This window comes from Lacticaseibacillus paracasei subsp. paracasei, from assembly GCF_000829035.1.
GTDB classification, from domain to species: domain Bacteria; phylum Bacillota; class Bacilli; order Lactobacillales; family Lactobacillaceae; genus Lacticaseibacillus; species Lacticaseibacillus paracasei.
The window spans coordinates 1,543,869-1,560,727 of the sequence record NZ_AP012541.1 but is presented as its reverse complement, the minus strand read 5'-3'; the positions used below and the strand labels follow the sequence as shown (position 1 = coordinate 1,560,727).

The 16,859-nt window shown below is 44.9% G+C and carries 19 protein-coding genes, 1 tRNA gene and 2 pseudogenes; 18 read left to right on the top strand and 4 right to left on the bottom strand.

Annotated features, from left to right (window positions below):
- Position 1 precedes the first annotated feature (1 nt).
- From LBPC_RS07670 to LBPC_RS07655, 4 genes are all read left to right on the top strand, one after another.
- Positions 2-316: a DUF960 domain-containing protein gene (locus LBPC_RS07670; RefSeq protein WP_003594619.1), complete on the top strand. Its 315-nt coding sequence runs from the start codon at positions 2-4 to the stop codon at positions 314-316.
- A gap of 423 nt (positions 317-739) precedes the next feature.
- Positions 740-1,543 carry an N-formylglutamate amidohydrolase gene (locus tag LBPC_RS07665; RefSeq protein ID WP_003594617.1) on the top strand — a complete coding sequence of 268 codons (804 nt, stop codon included), beginning with the start codon at positions 740-742 and terminating at the stop codon, positions 1,541-1,543.
- A 107-nt stretch (positions 1,544-1,650) separates the two neighbouring features.
- Entirely contained in the window at positions 1,651-2,217 is a 567-nt protein-coding gene (locus LBPC_RS07660) for a TetR/AcrR family transcriptional regulator (RefSeq protein ID WP_003594615.1), read from the top strand.
- Positions 2,210-2,800 (top strand): NAD(P)H-dependent oxidoreductase, encoded by a 591-nt coding sequence (locus LBPC_RS07655; RefSeq protein WP_003594613.1) that lies wholly within the window; start codon positions 2,210-2,212, stop codon positions 2,798-2,800. Before LBPC_RS07660 ends, LBPC_RS07655 begins: the two co-directional genes overlap by 8 nt.
- A gap of 1,042 nt (positions 2,801-3,842) precedes the next feature.
- On the opposite strand, the gene LBPC_RS07650 is transcribed toward LBPC_RS07655, so the two are convergent.
- Positions 3,843-3,930, bottom strand: a tRNA-Ser gene (locus LBPC_RS07650).
- Positions 3,931-4,299: 369 nt separating this feature from the next.
- On the opposite strand from LBPC_RS07650, the pseudogene LBPC_RS17260 reads away from it, so the two are divergent.
- The 4 genes and pseudogenes from LBPC_RS17260 to LBPC_RS07625 form a co-directional block, all read left to right on the top strand.
- A pseudogene (locus LBPC_RS17260) lies at positions 4,300-4,584 on the top strand (GNAT family N-acetyltransferase); the annotation flags it as partial.
- A gap of 179 nt (positions 4,585-4,763) precedes the next feature.
- Complete coding sequence (locus LBPC_RS07635) at positions 4,764-5,150, top strand: hypothetical protein (protein ID WP_003565719.1); 387 nt, start codon at positions 4,764-4,766, stop codon at positions 5,148-5,150.
- The gene (locus tag LBPC_RS07630) at positions 5,150-5,332 is read left to right on the top strand and encodes a hypothetical protein (protein WP_003565717.1); all 183 of its coding nucleotides are present in this window, start codon (positions 5,150-5,152) and stop codon (positions 5,330-5,332) included. Before LBPC_RS07635 ends, LBPC_RS07630 begins: the two co-directional genes overlap by 1 nt.
- A 462-nt stretch (positions 5,333-5,794) precedes the next feature.
- A complete protein-coding gene (locus LBPC_RS07625; protein WP_003660795.1) occupies positions 5,795-6,220 on the top strand; it encodes a YxeA family protein in 426 nt (141 codons plus the stop codon).
- A gap of 29 nt (positions 6,221-6,249) precedes the next feature.
- Here the strand turns inward: LBPC_RS07625 and LBPC_RS07620 are convergent, their stop codons facing one another.
- Positions 6,250-6,498 (bottom strand): hypothetical protein, encoded by a 249-nt coding sequence (locus LBPC_RS07620; protein WP_003575242.1) that lies wholly within the window; start codon positions 6,496-6,498, stop codon positions 6,250-6,252.
- Positions 6,499-6,603: 105 nt separating this feature from the next.
- On the opposite strand from LBPC_RS07620, the gene LBPC_RS07615 reads away from it, so the two are divergent.
- From LBPC_RS07615 to LBPC_RS07580, 8 genes are all read left to right on the top strand, one after another.
- Positions 6,604-7,179, top strand: coding sequence for a DNA-3-methyladenine glycosylase (locus LBPC_RS07615; protein WP_032761162.1), 576 nt, complete (start codon positions 6,604-6,606; stop codon positions 7,177-7,179).
- A gap of 26 nt (positions 7,180-7,205) precedes the next feature.
- Positions 7,206-7,700, top strand: coding sequence for a DUF3013 family protein (locus tag LBPC_RS07610; RefSeq protein ID WP_003579276.1), 495 nt, complete (start codon positions 7,206-7,208; stop codon positions 7,698-7,700).
- Positions 7,701-7,816: 116 nt separating this feature from the next.
- Complete coding sequence (prmA, locus tag LBPC_RS07605) at positions 7,817-8,764, top strand: 50S ribosomal protein L11 methyltransferase (protein WP_003594607.1); 948 nt, start codon at positions 7,817-7,819, stop codon at positions 8,762-8,764.
- 132 nt (positions 8,765-8,896) lie between these two features.
- Positions 8,897-9,637 carry an RsmE family RNA methyltransferase gene (locus LBPC_RS07600; RefSeq protein WP_003598825.1) on the top strand — a complete coding sequence of 247 codons (741 nt, stop codon included), beginning with the start codon at positions 8,897-8,899 and terminating at the stop codon, positions 9,635-9,637.
- A 26-nt stretch (positions 9,638-9,663) separates the two neighbouring features.
- Entirely contained in the window at positions 9,664-9,987 is a 324-nt protein-coding gene (locus tag LBPC_RS07595; RefSeq protein WP_003565703.1) for a hypothetical protein, read from the top strand.
- 236 nt (positions 9,988-10,223) lie between these two features.
- A complete protein-coding gene (locus LBPC_RS07590) occupies positions 10,224-12,452 on the top strand; it encodes a RelA/SpoT family protein (RefSeq protein ID WP_003565701.1) in 2,229 nt (742 codons plus the stop codon).
- A 120-nt stretch (positions 12,453-12,572) separates the two neighbouring features.
- Complete coding sequence (dtd, locus tag LBPC_RS07585) at positions 12,573-13,019, top strand: D-aminoacyl-tRNA deacylase (protein WP_003565699.1); 447 nt, start codon at positions 12,573-12,575, stop codon at positions 13,017-13,019.
- The gene (locus tag LBPC_RS07580) at positions 13,019-13,645 is read left to right on the top strand and encodes an HAD family hydrolase (protein ID WP_011674532.1); all 627 of its coding nucleotides are present in this window, start codon (positions 13,019-13,021) and stop codon (positions 13,643-13,645) included. The genes dtd and LBPC_RS07580 overlap by 1 nt, the downstream gene beginning before the upstream one ends.
- 72 nt (positions 13,646-13,717) lie before the next feature.
- Here the strand turns inward: LBPC_RS07580 and LBPC_RS07575 are convergent, their stop codons facing one another.
- Both LBPC_RS07575 and LBPC_RS07570 read right to left on the bottom strand, forming a co-directional pair.
- Complete coding sequence (locus LBPC_RS07575) at positions 13,718-15,040, bottom strand: N-acetylmuramoyl-L-alanine amidase family protein (protein WP_003660802.1); 1,323 nt, start codon at positions 15,038-15,040, stop codon at positions 13,718-13,720.
- Positions 15,041-15,178: 138 nt separating this feature from the next.
- Entirely contained in the window at positions 15,179-15,619 is a 441-nt protein-coding gene (locus LBPC_RS07570; RefSeq protein ID WP_003660804.1) for an HIT family protein, read from the bottom strand.
- Between the two features lie 245 nt (positions 15,620-15,864).
- Here LBPC_RS07570 and LBPC_RS15510 point away from each other — a divergent pair.
- Positions 15,865-16,008, top strand: a pseudogene (locus tag LBPC_RS15510) (ATP-binding cassette domain-containing protein); the annotation flags it as partial.
- A gap of 61 nt (positions 16,009-16,069) precedes the next feature.
- Positions 16,070-16,857, top strand: a protein-coding gene (locus LBPC_RS15505) for an IS5 family transposase (RefSeq protein WP_144340478.1) whose coding sequence is annotated in 2 segments (ribosomal slippage) — positions 16,070-16,337 and positions 16,337-16,857 — 789 coding nt in all. Because the reading frame shifts where the segments join, the coding sequence is not laid out codon by codon here.
- Positions 16,858-16,859: the final 2 nt, after the last annotated feature.

Sequence of the window (16,859 nt, the reverse complement as noted above, 5' to 3'; positions counted from 1 at the left end):
TATGTTTGAGACAAATCACAGTCGGTTCGCGACTTTTGGCGTCATCTCGAATCTGCCAGGTGAAATCATTGATAGCATTTGGATGATCATCGATCGAAATCTGCAAGGGGTTGTTCCGCTAAATAACTTGTTACGTTTCGATCTGCAGAATAATCAGGGGAAGCTGACCGTTCATTTTAGTGAAAGTGGCGCGGCAACGGAGATGTCAGTTGATCTGCCATTCCCGTATGATCCCAGTTTTCCCGACACAGTCATGGCTTACGACGACGGCGAGAGTCAAACTATCTTGCTGCCTGAAGAAGGACACCAGAAGTAATTAAAAATCACCTGTATGCGGAAGAGGGTGAGCCATCTTACCCTCATAGAACTTGTGATTCATTAAATTCCGAATAATCGTAGGAAGATGCTAGGCCAAAATTTCCTTGCCGTGCCAAACTCCGCAATCTCCGGCCAGCTGGGGCTGGAACGCTGTGACGGCGCTTCGAGCCCAAAGACCGGTCTCGAAGTCGCCTAACAACAAACCGTCGCTGTGTTGTTTGCACGGCTGAGCCCCATCTGGCCTACGATTGCTCCGCCTTGGCACTACGGTCCTTAAAATCATAATAAATTATCTATGAGCAGGCAAAAGCGAACAAATTTCCAAATGGAAAATTGTTCGCTTTTGCTTTGTCGACTTAGAAGTATGTCTCAACCTGTACCTGTTCTATATCCGATAACAGTCACCGAGGAGGAAAAGACAATGAGCGAAAACGAACAACTGTCAGCTACCTATGAGTTACTGCATGCAGACGCAGCATCTCCTGTTATGATTAGTTTGCCGCACAGTGGTACTTGGATCCCGGCTGACATGCGTAAGCATTTATTGCCAACGGCTGTGTTGGCCAATACCGACTGGTTCTTGCCTGCGCTTTATGACTTCCTGCCGCAAACCGGCTTCACGACGCTGATTAATCGTGTTAATCGCTATGTCGCCGATCCCAATCGTGCTGTTACCTTAGATTTAGATCACGATTATCGTTCTGCCACAATTTATCAGCGAAATACGTTCAACCATCCTCTATACGCGCGGCCGCTACCGCCAGAAACACTGCAATCACGGTTGAGAACCTATTATTGGCCGTATCGTCACGCCCTAACAATGATTTTAAAGCAAAAACAGGCAAAATTTGGCCATGCTTACTTAATTGACTTGCATAGTTTTGCCCAATATCCTCATTACCCTGGTATCAAGCCAAAAACAATCGTGTTAGGCAATGACCATGACCGAACAACTAGTAAAATTTTTCGACAAACGCTATCCGCCGCGTTTGTCGCACATGATTTCACAGTTGAAAATAACTTTCCATTTCGTGGCGGCGACATAACGCGCTACTACGGCCATCAACCTAATATCACCGCCATTCAAATTGAGCTACGATACGATCAATACATTGACCAGCGCTCATTTAGAGAAGAAGTGTTGACTCGGCATCAGACTGATTTATTTTGCAAAGCGCAAGATAGATTGCGATTTTTGCGGGACTTTCTGAAACAGTTACGATAAAGATTGCTGGAACACTAAAATTAAGGATTGAAAAAGAGAGATAACGCTGTTACCCTATAATTAATTAATGGGGTAACGGTGTTATCTCTTTTTTTGGGGGTGAGTATTTGGTAGGAATCAGTCATGATACGGACCAACGTATTTTAGAACAAGCGATGAATATGATTCGTGAAAATGGTGAAGATCAGCTATCTTTACGAAAATTGGCACGGGCCATCGGATTGACAACTGGCGCTTTCTACAAGCATTTTGCAACCAAGGACGCTCTATTGCGCGCTGTTACCCAGCTTCTGTCACAGCGAGAGGAGGCAGAGATGGCGCAAGTGCTGGGGCAAATCACCGATCCAGAAGAAAAACTTTTGGTGATGGCTGCCGAAATTTTAGAGCGGTTTGAAGCAGATCCGCATTTGATGCACTTTTTGTTTTTCAATCCAGCAGCTCGCGATGTGTTGAAAGTCGAACCTGGGCAATTCGGATTTTACGATCAAGTGATCCAACTAATAAAAGACGTACTCCGCAAACGCGGGATCACTATTGACCCCCAGATTCTTTTTATCCAGTTGTGGTCATTTATTCAAGGATACGGTTTGTTAATTGATAGTGGCATTACGAGTTATGATCCTAATCTGGTGCGTAAAACATTGAAGGATCTATTGGAGGTTTCAAATGACTAAAATTCTGATTGTTTATTGTCATCCATATGCAAAAAGCTTTAATCATGCAATTTTGGAAGCAGTCGAACATAATTTTGATCACCATCAAGTGTCCTATACGGTTATTGATCTTTATCAAGACCAATTTGTTCCTAGTTATGATGTGGCAGAACTTCGCTTGTTTCATGCTGGTAAAACCCATGATCCGCTCGTTCAGAAATATTTGCGACTCTTACAAAGGGCAGATGGTTTAGTCATCATTTCGCCAGTTTGGTGGAATGATATTCCAGCAATGTTGAAGGGGTTCATTGATAAAGTGATGAAAGAAGGCCCGGGATTAAGTCATATTGTGACTAAAACCGGCGTGAAAGGTTTACTGACTAACTTACAACATGCTTACGTTCTCACGACTTCGACTTCGCCAACATTTTACCTTCGATTATTTTGCGGCAATGCGCTGAATGGTGTTTTTGTGCATCACACACTCAAACAAATCGGGGTGCAACACGCCTACTGGTATAATTTTGGCGGCATAACAAAGTCTACTTTGAAAAAACGGCAGCGATATTTACAACAAGTAGCCGAAAAGAGCTTTCGTTTTTAGCAAATACCGTGTTTAAATCCCGTTGAAATTTTAAATTTACTGAACGCTATCCGTGAAACGCCAACAATTCAACATCCTGTTGACCTAAATAGTGGCAGACATTTTGTTTGCTATGGCATACTTGGCCGCTTTAATTAACGCAAGCAAGGGTAGCCATCAAAATAACTTGACTTGCTGCTTAAAATAACCTAAGTTCCCAATTTACCTTCTTCTGTTCGGATATTCTTTGTTATTATTCCTTTTAAGACGATAGGGGGTTCATCCGAAGCTAAAGTCAGTAGAAGCGGGGGAGAAAGTTACATTTTTCGGGCACCGGTTTTCACACTAGTTAGTTAAGCCGTCAAACAACTTGTTGCATAGCGAAGACGAGCAGGCAAAATGTATCAGTTCGTGGTTAGTGCATCAAGTTTGTTTGGCTAGTGTTCCCTTTGAATTTTGCATGATGTTATCTGTTCAATTCTATGTTAGACATTGGTCAGATAATTCTAGCGATCGGTTTGATGTTCTTAATGTTTGTCGCCGACATTAGCTTGGCGATTACTTGTTCGTGTGTTTGGGTTGAAGATTTTGGTCAAAGAATATAATCCACCGATTTTTGAACAAGTTATTTCCCAGACGAAATGATCAATTTCCACCTTTTTAACCAAGAGGAGAGCAAATATGAAGCTTGAGAATAAGACAATCCGATAAAGAGTGGGAGATTAGATGTCTGTATCTTCTTAATAGAACAATTAGATATAAATAATTTGATCACTGCTTTTGCTGGAAATAAAAACAAACTGCAAACGACGATTAAAGAGAAGCCAAGCGTTGATACTTGCCTAAGTGATGCTGCCAACATGTTTTCTAAATGAACTTAAATAGCTTCTTCGCATAGCCCGCTGGATGATTAGATTTGAATTAAATTCTGTGCAAAGAAAATGGTCGCATAACCATCACTTTGGTGGTGAGCAATAGAGACGTATTTTCGGGAAGAAAAAAGAACCGCCTGATACCACACCTTTTACTGGCGTTATATCAGACGGCTCTTATCGAAATAATAAGGAGAGTACAGGATTTGAACCTGCGCGCCGGTATTAGCCGGTTCGACGGATTTCGAGTCCGTTGCATTACCACTCTGCCAACTCTCCAAAACACAAGAACTAGTATAACAAAACAGACCACCTTTGGGAAGCTATTGTCTTAAAATGTGTGATAATTACGGTTGAATCAGAGGGTTAATCGTTGTTCAGTTGCCAGTTAAGCTGTGAGCTATGAATAAGCCGTGGTGATTTTATCAATTAGGGAGAGATCGCTATGAATGAATCCTTTAGTTTTGCTACCGTCACCCAAGCGGATTTACCGCTTATTCGGCAGATGTATCAGGCCTCTTTCAAACCCATCTCTCTGAAGTACCAGGATGACCAAACTGACCCTTTTTTGAATCATTAGTTTTCCTAGAAGAAAAGTGGTCTCGTCCTACCAATCACTTATATTTTTTTAGCCACGGAAATGTTCGCGTAGGTATGCTTCGAATCATTGTCAGTCAGGATAGGCAGATCGCACGTTTATCTCCCTTGTTAATTTTACCGCAATTTCAGGGTCGAGGTTACGCGCAGCAAATGCTACGTGACATTGAAATCTTTTATCCGAGTATCACGACATGGCATCTGGATACAATTGCTGAAGAGAAAAAGTTGGTTCATCTATACAGAAAAATGGGTTATGTTCAGGACACCACCAAGATAACGGCCATAAAACCCGGGATGACCATCATTTATTTCTATAAAACCATTAGTAAGTGAATATTTTTCTGGATTTGAAGTGTTTGGACAAAAATTTCAGCCCCCGCTTAAAGCGATATTTTTAATAGCCAACCGTTCCCGAAACACTATTATTTTAATTAAGTCGTTTTCATCTTCCGTGCATTGCCACGTTTAACCTTGTATAATACGATTATCGCTAAACAAGGGAAGGTCGACACTTGAAAATTTCCATTAAGAAAGTACCGGCACTGTATGACCTCTTATATGGTGCCTTTGCCTTGGTAATGCTAGTTGCTGCCATCATGGCGACATTGCCAAACGGCTTCTCATTGACGGGTGTTGGATCAACACTGATGCAGTGGGCCAATCATTTGTGGTGGCTGACGTTGCCTGGGATCGTCTTACATTTGCTGTCGTATTTTGCGAGTCAGAATCAACGGCTGCTTTTAATAGGCAATCTGATAGGCTTGTGTGCCTTTATTGCCTTCATTCTGATTCCGAACTACAGTGTCTTTGCAGTCATTGGTTTGGCTGTTGCCATGTTCTTAATTTTGTCAGGCGCCAAACGATCTCGTCGTGTCCATAATAATTCGGAGGTGTCGTGATGGCCTGGTTAAAGCATAAAAAAGAAGAACCGCCTGAGATTGGCATCGGCGATCATGATTTTAGTCAATTCGTGCAGGATGCTCGCCGTGATCCGCAACGGTTTAAGGCCGTACAGTCAGTTTTCAGCCGCCTGAAGCGCAAGCCGCGAAAAGATGATTCGCGGCGACCTAAGCGACATTAAATCTGGTTTGGGGTGGTAATACCTATTACAAAAGTGTTGGTTCAGCCTTGATTTGTTAAAGACTGCCAACACTTTTTTTGGTCAATAAGCCGTCAAGGGATTCGATGAGATGATATAGAAATTGTATTTAAGCAACCATCACATTTTCGCAAGGTATCAATAAGAGAAGTGAACGATGTCCCTCGTGGATAAGTTGTCTTCTTACATACCAGTGACATACGCATTAAATAATATTAGTAATAAAATTAATTATTCAGTTAGTTCCTTTTTGTTTTTAAAAATCTCATGATATGCAATGCTGATGGATAAAGCATTAGCATTGCAGAATGGCTTTAACTCGCATCAAGCTTACATTTCTTACACTTTTGTCACGCGTTAAGAAAGCCGTAAAAGCCGTTGAAAGTGTTGAATCTAGGTCACGATTTTGGCATACTATTTTTATCGAGAAGGAGTGAAACAAATATGAAAAAAGCATTCGGCGTTGTGTTCTTATTGGTCGTCATTGTCTTGGGCTTTTTCGGCTATCAGTATTGGAACAGCACCTATAATGGCGTTGAATCCTATGCAAAGGTGACACAAGGAACCAAGCATGCGTCCAAAAATAATGATGGCTCCCCTTATAAAGTTAATGGTAAACAGTATTACTATTATGATTATGAGTTCACTTGGGTGACAAAGGATGGTCAAAAACGCGAAGTTGGATATGAGTCTGGCGAATCTGCAAATCCAACTGAACTACAGCCTGGCTCTTATGTGAAAGCAACTGTTTCCGAGAAACGGGTTATCAAAGGCCCAGAAGTCGTGAATAAAAATGCGATCCCTGCCTCAGTGCTTTCTAAGCTTGAGAAACGGGAACTGGCAAAAAAGAACGAAGCAGGCTCATTATGAGCTGACTGCTTCGTTCTTTTTATTTTTTACTAAGCTTGCTCCTTGAGTTTGAGCGAACCATCCTCGACAAGCTTTGTCAGAATGCGATAGAGAAGTTCCTCAGAGAAATCGCGAGATTCCGACAGTAGGTAACTGTAGGTATCGGCTACACCAGGATCAGGTACTTTTGCTAACCACGTCTGCAGTCGTGCATTGACCTTGTCGTCGGTATAGAGTTCAGAGACGAGTGCATCTGTCTGTTGGCTGATTAATGCGCGCAATGCCAAGTTTTCTGCCATGTTCAGCTTCCTTTCTAACTTGATACCATTATACCCGGCAAAGATTTTTAGGCAAAGCTGTGCTGCCTCTTTGATTTCGCGCGCAGCTAGGCTAAGATGTTAAGCATGATGATACCATGGTTAGTAACCCAGCCAACAATTCAATCTGCGCAGCAATTGCTAGGTATGCAACTGAGTCTGGCTGGCTGCAGTGGTTTGATTGTTGAGACTGAGGCGTATTTAGGTGTAGAGGATAAAGCCGCGCATGCGTTTGGCGGTCGAAAAACACCGCGTAATCACAGTCTGTATTTACCGGCGGGCAACGTTTATGTTTATCAAATGCGCCAGTACTGCTTATTGAATATTGTGACGCGAACTGCGGAGGTGCCGGAGTGTATCTTGATTCGGGCACTGGAGCCGCAAGCTGGTATGGCGAAAATGCAGCAACGTCGGCACCAAGAAGGCGTTGGGTTGACCAATGGCCCGGGCAAGCTTTGTCAGGCATTGGCAATTGACCGTGCGCTTGACGGCAGTCGATTAAACGCTGGCGGCTTGCAGCTGACGGCGACAACATTTCAGCCGCGTCACATCACGATAGGACCGCGCATTGGCATTCCAAACAAAGAACCTTGGACAAGCGCACCTTTGCGTTTTTCCGTTCAGGGGAATCCGTTTGTATCAGGCACAGCTCGGCGAGATTAGGATTTAAAAACGAGAGGATGGCAATCATGAGCCAAATCAATATGTTAGATGCAATTGGTGACAAAATGGATGCGCTGGATTTCGATGGTGATTTAAGTCTAAACTGGGATAAAGATGCCCATGTGATTGAACTTGAAATCACGATGACAGTACAAAGCGAGTCTGGTATCGAGGTTGAAGATCAATCTGGTGAGACCGTTGACAATGGGCCAGTTGAATATCAAGATGCCATTTTATTTTATGATGAAACCCGGCTGCACGGTGAAGACTATGCAGATGATTATTTAGCTGTTTTCGGGTTTAATGGTAAGAAGGGCATTGATAAAGCCACAGTGGATGCTTTGTTTATCTATCTGCAGGATTTTTTAGACGATAGCGAAAGTGACCTCATGGATTTTGTCGACGGCACGTCTGACGATGATACTTTCGTCTTGAATTTTGACGATGCGGCATTTGAACGGATTCTGGCGGAACAGCCGGAGGAGGATAACCGCGTCTTTTTACCCTATCCCAAGTACTAGTCAGCCTGCCAAAGAAGAAAGAATATTGGCTGCAAGGACCGGTCGGCTGACTTTTCAAGCCGGTATCTGGACAGTAGCAGTTTTTGCATCAAAGAACACGTTTAAAGGAGGCAACCATGAATGATTGGACAGCGTTAACGGTCACAACCACCACTGAAGCCATTGAGGCGGTCAGCAATATTTTAATGGAGGCAGGGGCGGTTGGGATTCAAATCAAAGACGCCGCTGATTTCAAAAAAGAAACCGTGGATGCTCACGGTACCTGGTTTGACCCGAAAACGGTGCCGCATTTGGCCTCCGGAGCACAAGTGATTGGGTATTTTGATCCAGCAACATCACTTGTTGAACAACGCGATCATATTGCAACGCGGGTCCGCGGGCTTGCTCAATTCGGCCTGGATCCTGGTGCTGCAACCGTCACCTTGGCAGATGTCAGGCAGGCGGATTGGGCAAATGTCTGGAAACAGTATTACCATCCCTTACGCGTTTCGCGATTTTTGACCATCGTACCCAAGTGGGAGCATTATACGCCGCAACAAGCAGGCGAATTGCAGTTGACACTTGATCCCGGTATGGCCTTTGGCACCGGCACACACCCGACGACCCAGCTGATGCTTTCGTTATTGGAGTCCGTGATCCGCGGTGGTGAAACCATGATTGATGTCGGCACTGGCTCAGGTATTTTAGCGATTGCGGCTGAACGGCTTGGTGTCGGTGACATTTTGGCGACCGATGTGGACGAAATTGCCGTTAGAAATGCTGAGGCTAATATCAAGCTAAATCCTGTTAGCCACATTACTGTCATCGCGAATGACTTGTTGAAGGGCATTACCTTGTCAGCCGATTTGATTGTTGCCAACATTTTGGCCGAAGTGCTGGTGCCGCTGATTCCGCAAGTGCGACCACGATTAAAAGCTCATGGGCACTTCTTGCTTGCTGGCATTATTGCCAACAAGGCGACGTTAATTATTCGGACTTTAGAAGATAATGGCTTTTCAATTGCTCAGCGGCGCGAAGCCGGTGGTTGGGTCGCATTAGACGCAGTGATTAAAGAAACAGCGTGAGGTGGCACGGTTAGCAATCAAAGCAATGAGCGTTCTTAGCCGAAATGGCCGTGCTTTGACGATTCTGACCAAGGTTCTAATGTGCAGCTTTTTGCGCTAGTGCTTGCGATTCGTTTATGAGGAGGACATCAGATGCAGCGGTATTTTACCGATCAAAAACTTAAAACCGGTGACGTTGTTCAGTTAGATGCGACCATTGCCAAACATGCGATCAAAGTGCTGCGTCAGGATATTGGTGATCGGTTCGAACTCGTTGACCCCATGCACCACGCATATTTGGCAATCATTCAGCAGTCGTCGCCGCTACAGGTCGCGATTGATGAAGACATAACTAAAAAAGTTGAACTGCCACTGGCTGTGGAAGTTGTCTGTGGTGTCAGCAAAGGGGACAAATCAGAATGGATCGTTCAAAAAGCTACTGAGCTGGGTGCCGACAAAATCGGTTTTTTCAATGCCCAGTGGGGAACGGCACGGTGGCCGGCGGAACGGGTTGTTAAAAAAATCGCCCGTTTACAGGAAATTGCTAAAAATGCTGCCGAACAAAGTCATCGAAACCAGGTTCCAGATGTGACGATGTATGCTAAGCTAAATCAGGTAGGGCAGACTGCCGAGGCGAAATTGGTCGCTTATGAGGAAAGTGCCAAACAAGGTGAGCATGGTGCCTTAATCTCGGCGCTATCGCCTCGGCCTGCTTCGTTGTGTGTGGTTTTTGGTCCAGAAGGCGGCCTTGCACCAGAAGAATTATCAGTTTTAACGGGGCAGGGGTTTATTGCTGCAGGATTAGGGCCGCGCATTTTACGTGCAGAAACTGCACCGCTTTACTTGCTTAGTGCCGTGTCGGTTTTAACAGAATTACAAGCAACATCTATATAAGTGTCATTAAAGGAGAACATTTTCATATGAGTCGTATTCTCAATTGGGTCAAAGTGCCCCGCAACAGTGTTATTAGTTGGAGCATTCTGATCACCTTGATTTTACCGTGGCTATTTCCGTTATTTCATATCAGCACAGCGATTCGTGTCGGTGTTTTGTTTATTCTCATCGATATGTTCAGTGCTTGGTGGATTGGTAAGATGATTCATCGGCATCATTTGGCTTGGTGGTGGTTATTCGTTCTGCCAGTTTTATTTGCCGCCATGGTTTTTTTGCGTTATCAATGGTATGGCTATTTCTTTGTGCCGGTCTATATTTTGCTCAGTCTGCTCGCAATGGCAAAGGACTAGCATTTTTACATAGAATCGTTATAATTTAAGGGTAATCTAAGAAAAGTGAACCGTCACGCACACTGCTTTTTGAAAACGGTGTGTTGAGATAAAAGCGCGCACTGACGCGAAACAGCAAGCGTAGCGAAGCGGCGATAAGCGTGTTGCCTAAGATTCTTTTGGCAGGTGCTTATCGCCCTTCTCATAATATCAGCGTGCGCGTGCCTGTGAAGGCGTGGAATTCAGGAGGGAATAGAATGGCCGAAGAAGTTGAACTCACCCAACCGGATGTCATGAAGTTGTGTAAAGCTTACATGAACCCTGAACACTTGGCATTCGTCGAAAAGGCCTACAAGTTTGCCGCATATGTTCATAAGGATCAGGTTCGCAAATCTGGCGAGCCGTACATTATCCATCCCATTCAGGTGGCAGGGATTCTCGCTGAATTAAAAATGGATCCAGCAACAGTCGCATCTGGCTATTTGCATGATGTCGTCGAAGATACCAATATTACTTTGGGCGATATTGAAGAAGTGTTTGGTCATGATGTTGCCGTCATTGTGGATGGCGTCACCAAGTTAAGCAAAGTGACCTATGTTGCCCATAAAGATGAGCTGGCAGAAAACCATCGAAAAATGTTGCTGGCAATGGCCAAGGATCTACGGGTCATTATGGTGAAGCTGGCTGATCGGCTGCACAATATGCGGACGCTGCAACATTTGCGGCCTGATAAGCAACGACGAATTGCCAACGAAACATTGGAGATTTACGCACCCTTGGCTGATCGTTTAGGGATCAGTACCATCAAATGGGAACTCGAAGATCTATCGTTGCGATATCTCAATCCGCAACAGTACTATCGCATTGCCCACTTGATGAATAGTAAGCGGACTGAACGTGAAGCTTATATTCAGGAAGCCATCGATGAAATCGAAAAGGCCTTGGCTGATTTACACATCAAATATGAGATTTACGGTCGGCCAAAGCACATCTATTCAATTTACAAAAAAATGCGCGACAAGCATAAGCAGTTCGATGAACTCTATGATTTGTTGGCCATTCGGGTGATTACCGAGACGATCAAAGACTGTTATGCGGTTCTTGGCGCCATTCATACTAAGTGGAAGCCGATGCCTGGGCGATTCAAGGATTATATTGCGATGCCCAAGGCAAACTTGTATCAAAGTATTCATACCACGGTGATTGGACCGATGGGTAAGCCGCTTGAAGTTCAGATTCGCACCGAAGAAATGCACCATGTGGCTGAATATGGTGTTGCGGCACATTGGGCTTATAAAGAAGGCCAGACCAGCAAGGTTGAGTACGATAAGACCGGTAAGAAACTCGACATTTTCCGTGAAATTCTGGAGCTTCAAGATGAAACCAGCGATGCTGCCGATTTTATGGAAAGTGTCAAAGGCGATATCTTCACGGATCGGGTTTACGTTTTCACGCCTAAAGGTGACGTCTATGAGCTGCCTAAGGGGAGTAATCCGTTAGATTTTGGCTACCTTGTGCACACAGAGGTTGGTAATCACACGGTCGGCGCTAAGGTCAATGGCAAAATCGTACCGCTGAATTATGTTTTGAAAAACGGCGACATTGTCGAGATGTTAACGGCTAGTGGCAGTGCGCCAAGCCGCGACTGGATCAAACTGGTCTTCACTTCACGGGCTCGCAATAAAATCAAGCGCTATTTTAAACAGGCTGATAAAAGCGAGAATGCTGAAAAAGGCCGTGATATGCTGGAACGTGAACTTTTGGACGAAGGTTACGTGCCAAAAGATTTCTTGACCAAGGAAAATATGACAGGCTTGATGCAGCGCCTCAATTTTCAAACGGTTGATGAATTGATGAGTTCAATTGGTTACGGCGAATATACCCCGAAAGTCATCGCCAATCGTTTGACGGAGAAATTCCGGCATGACAAGGCTGAAAAAGACCGGAAGGCTAAAGAAGCCGAAATTCTGTCCAAGAATCAAAAGGTTACGACGGTTTCAAGCGACAAACATCAGCAGCCACAAACCCATTCTGAAGATGGCGTTGTCATCGAAGGAGTGGATAACCTGTTGGTGCATCTTGCGAAGTGTTGCATGCCTGTCCCTGGTGACGCGATCGTTGGCTATGTCACAAAGGGTCGCGGGGTCACCGTGCATCGCGCCGATTGCCCGAATGTGCAAAGTTCCGGTGAAATGGCCGGCCGGTTGATTGATGTCCGCTGGGAGAATGAAGAAGCCCAAAAGCAGCTTTTTGATACTGACTTGGAAATCTACGGTTATAATCGCAGCGGTTTACTGAGTGATGTGTTGCAGGTTCTAAATGCCCAGACCAAGGCGTTAAACAACATTAACGGCCGGGTTGACCATGACAAAATGGCTGACATTCACGTGACAGTGGGGGTACGCAATCTTGCTCATTTGGATAAATTGATGGATGCAGTCAAAAATGTGCCGGATATTTATGAAGTAAAGCGCGCCAATGGCTGATTTTAGGGCTGGTTGACGATAAAAATGCTGTTTGCTCAAGACAGGTGGTCAGAAATCTGCTACCGTATTGAGTAAGCAGCTTTTTTTGATCATGCTAAGCAAATAAAGGGGATTGAATTCATGCGCGCAGTGGTACAACGAAGTCTTGAAGCAAAAGTGACAATTGAAGGCAATACAGTCGGCACAATTGACCACGGGTTTGTGGTTTTACTCGGTGTCGGACCAACTGATACGGAAGCCGACAGTGATTATTTGGCCGAAAAAATTAGCAAGCTACGGGTGTTCAGTGATCCAGTCGGCAAAATGAACTTGGCTTTAGCTGATGTAGGTGGCCAAGTGCTATCGATTTCGCAGTTCACGTTGTATGCTGACACTCACCGCGGCAATCGGCCGAGTTTTACTGGAGCTGCTGATCCGGCATTAGGTGATCGTTTGTATCAAGCCTTCAATGCCAAACTCAAAGCTTTAGGTGTGCCTGTTGCAACTGGTGAGTTCGGTGGCGATATGCAGGTGAGCCTGACAAATGACGGGCCAGTTACGATTTTATTTGATACGGAGGCGAAATGATGCTAGTCAATGCCATCTGGGATTTTGACGGGACCTTGTATGATTCCTACCCGGGGATGATGAAAGCGTTAGGTGCTTTGGTGACAGACAACGGTGGTCACTTTGATTTAGCCGCTTTGTATCGAACAACCAAAGAGACTTCAATCAAACAATTTTTGACGACATTTGGGGCACAGATCGGCCGCAGTGTGACCGATTTGGAGGCTGATTACCACCATCGGGCTGCGGCTTATTTGCAGGATATCAAACCTTACCCGACTGCCTTAGCTGTTTTGCGAGCGATCAAGTCGCAAGGCGGGAATAATCTTTTGTTGACGCACCGCGACCACAGTGCTTGGAAAATATTGGCCAAGGATCATGCTGCTGATTTGTTTTTGGGTGGCGTGGATGCCGATTTAGATTTGCCACGCAAGCCGGCACCAGATTCAATTCAGTATCTGCTCAAACGATTTCAGCTAAATCCGGCTGTCACAGCGATGATTGGTGATCGCTCATTGGATGTTGACGCTGGCATTAACGCTGGCGTCAAAACGATCTACTTTAACGTTGACGGCTTGAACGCCGCACCGCAAGCTGATTTTCAGGTGGATCATCTGGAAGAGATCCCGCCATTATTCCGCGTTTAAAAGTTATTATCGACTCTAAAAAAGGTCCTGCATTGAAGTTGTAAACTCAATGTCAGGACCTTTTTTAGTTCATCACTGATGATTGCCTGCCTTAAAGTAGGCGTTTAGGCCATTTACAATATCGGTAGCAATCTTGGACTGATAGCTCGGATCTTTGATTTGACGGAAATCTTTATCGTTGTTGATGTAACCCATCTCGTTCAGAATAGCAGGTTGTTTATTATCACGCAGGACTTCGAAATTACCAAAGGCGACACCGCGGTTTTCCAGCGGAAGGCCGCTGAAAGCACTGTTGACGGACTTGGCCAAGGCAAGGTCTTTTTTGCTGTCGTAGTAATAGGTGGTGATCCCAGATGCTGAATTCTTGGATGGACTGGAGTCAAAATGGAAAGAGATGAAAGCATCCGCGTGAGCATTGTTGGCAGTATTTGGTCGAGGTGCTAAATCAACGAAAGTATCCGTTGTACGGGTCATAATGACATTGGCACCAGCCGCGCGTAAAGAGTTAGCAACTAAATTGGCCGTCTTAAGCGTGTATGTTTTTTCATAGTCGGTGCCATCATTGGCAATCGCACCAGTGTCGGAGCCGCCGTGACCTGGGTCAAGGACAATCGTAGCCTCTGACAGTTTTGTAGCGGCTTTTTGCGTTTGCCCGTCATTTGGTGCGCTGACGGTCCAGCTCGCAACGTAGCCAGTTTTGCCATCTGGTGCCGTGACCGCATACCAATCATCTTGTTGCTTAGAGACCGTCAGTTCGGTGCCTTTGTCTAGCTTTTCAACCGAAGGCGCATTGATACCGGCGGCATTGCGAAGGTTGGTCATCGTATTGGTTGTTACCTTCAACGCCGGCGCACTTTTCTCGTTTGCCAACGCCGTTTGCGCAGGCTGGGCTAAATTGGTGGTTTGGCCGGTTAACTGAACGCTGCTGCTGGTGATCCATGCAGCCGTGGTGTTGTACGCAATCTGAGTCCAAGCGCCTTCTTGATAAACGACCTTGACGCTGTCGCCGGCATTTAGCGAACCTAGTTGTTTTGCATTTTGACTGGCATATTCACGGACGTTAACCGGTTGATTAACCGTTGCCACTTTGGCCTGTGAAGTTGCTGCCTCACTTTGATCCACCAACCAAGAGGCAACCCAGCCGATTTTATTACCAGCTAGTCGGACTTGATACCAGGAGTTTTTCGCACCGATAATCGACAGTTCATTACCGGATTTCACTTGTCCCATAATTGAATATGCCAAACCAGGACCTAACCGCACGTTGACGGTATCTGCCTTGACAGTCATGTATTGTGTGTTGGCCATTACACTGGTTGTGGCAACACCAACGCCGAAAAGTAGCGCCACCAGAACGACCAGCGGCCATTTTTTTAATTGTCCAATTTTCTTCATGAGCCCACCATTTTCTGAAGATAGTTAATCCTATTATAGCAAATCGCATTAGAAAAAGTGGCGTAATCACGTTTAAGTTGCGTTAAGAACTAGACAACAAGACAATTCGCAGTAACCCTTACCAGTCGGATCGGACGCTTATGCCAAAAGAAACTGAGTGATTTTTTGCCGAATCGCATCATGCTTGGCCGGGTTGTATTGATATTGTGGATCGTGCCAATGATCCGGGGTGTATAACCAAACAGGTTTAGCAAGTCGCTCCGCGGATTCCGTTTTGTATCGTGGAAACACATGGGCATGTAAAAAATTATCTGTATTCCCTAAAATATCATAGTTCACTCGGACCCGGTGACAAGCGGCCAAAACCGCATCGCCTAACTGATCCATGCTTTGTAAGAATAAAGTTCTTGCTGGCTCTTCGAGATGATTGAGATCGGTAATATTCTGTTTTGGAAGGAGCACACAGTAACCGGGTAAAAATTGAACATCACCAAATACCGCAAATCCGCCGGGTAGCTCAGCCATGACCATTGGATTGGTACCATCAATGGCTGCTTGGATACGATTATCTTGCCACATAAAGACACTTCCTTGTTTTAGTAGAGTGGGCGCGAAATTAGTAATAGCGTACTGCTGCGGAGCCGAACTGGCAAAGAATTCTAATCTATACGTTTCCCAGATTATTCAGAATCTAATGAATCACAAGTCCAATAAGGAATTATGTCTCATTCTTTTTCGGTCTAAAGACTGACGCCAAGTGCAACTTATGATTGATGTTGCCATAAGTTATTAATTTTAAACTAGTTTCAGGAGGTGCATGTCTCATGTCATTATTTTTGAAAAACGTTGGTCAACGCTTTGGGGATAAACAAGCGTTGACTGGGATAACCGCGACACTTGAAGCCAATGGGGTCATTGGTTTGATTGGACCAAATGGTGCTGGCAAGTCGACTTTACTGAAACTCTTAGAACCTGTCTAGTATCTGCTGAATCTGGTAGAATTGTGGAAAACCGACTGAGGAGTTTGTCATGCCAGATTATCCAAGCAATATTTCTCGAGCGCAATTTTCGTTAATACAACCTGATTTAGAAAACTTCCGCAAGCATACAAGACCGCGTCGTTATGATCTTTATGACGTGTTCAATGCCATCCTTTACTCGCTTACTACAGGGTGTCAATGGCGTGAATTACCGCACGATTTCCCGGAATGGCATACCGTCTACCGCTATTACGATATGTGGCGAGATAAACCAGACCCGACAGCTGATTCGCTATTAGAAAGGCTTTTAAAAAAACTGTCGCTTCCTATCGTTTTGCACAGGGCCGATCGGCCCGAACGTCGTTTGTGGTTGTTGATGCTCAAAGTGTTAAAACCACTGATTTAACGAAAAATAGTGGCTACGATGGCGGCAAAAAGATTTCAGGGATTAAGCGTCATATGGCGGTTGATATTAATGGTTTACCACAAGCCATTCTCGTGACACGAGCTAATGTATCAGATCGTTCAGGTGCATTGGCTATGTTTAGTTTGGCTAGCCAAAATTTAGAGCTGGTTCAGCATGTCATGGTTGATGGTGGCTACACTGGCAATGACTTTGCGGATCAGGTGAAGCTCATTTTGAATGCTAAGACAACGGTAGCTAAACGCAACGAGTTGCATATGTTCACGGTGTTACCGCAACGATGGATCGTTGAACGTTCATGGAGTTGGCTAGACAAATGTCGGCGACTTTGGAAAAACTGTGAACGTGTCCTTAACAGCAGTCTTCAAATGGTTGTATTGGCCTTCCTGAAGATAGTTCTTAAAAGATACTAGAC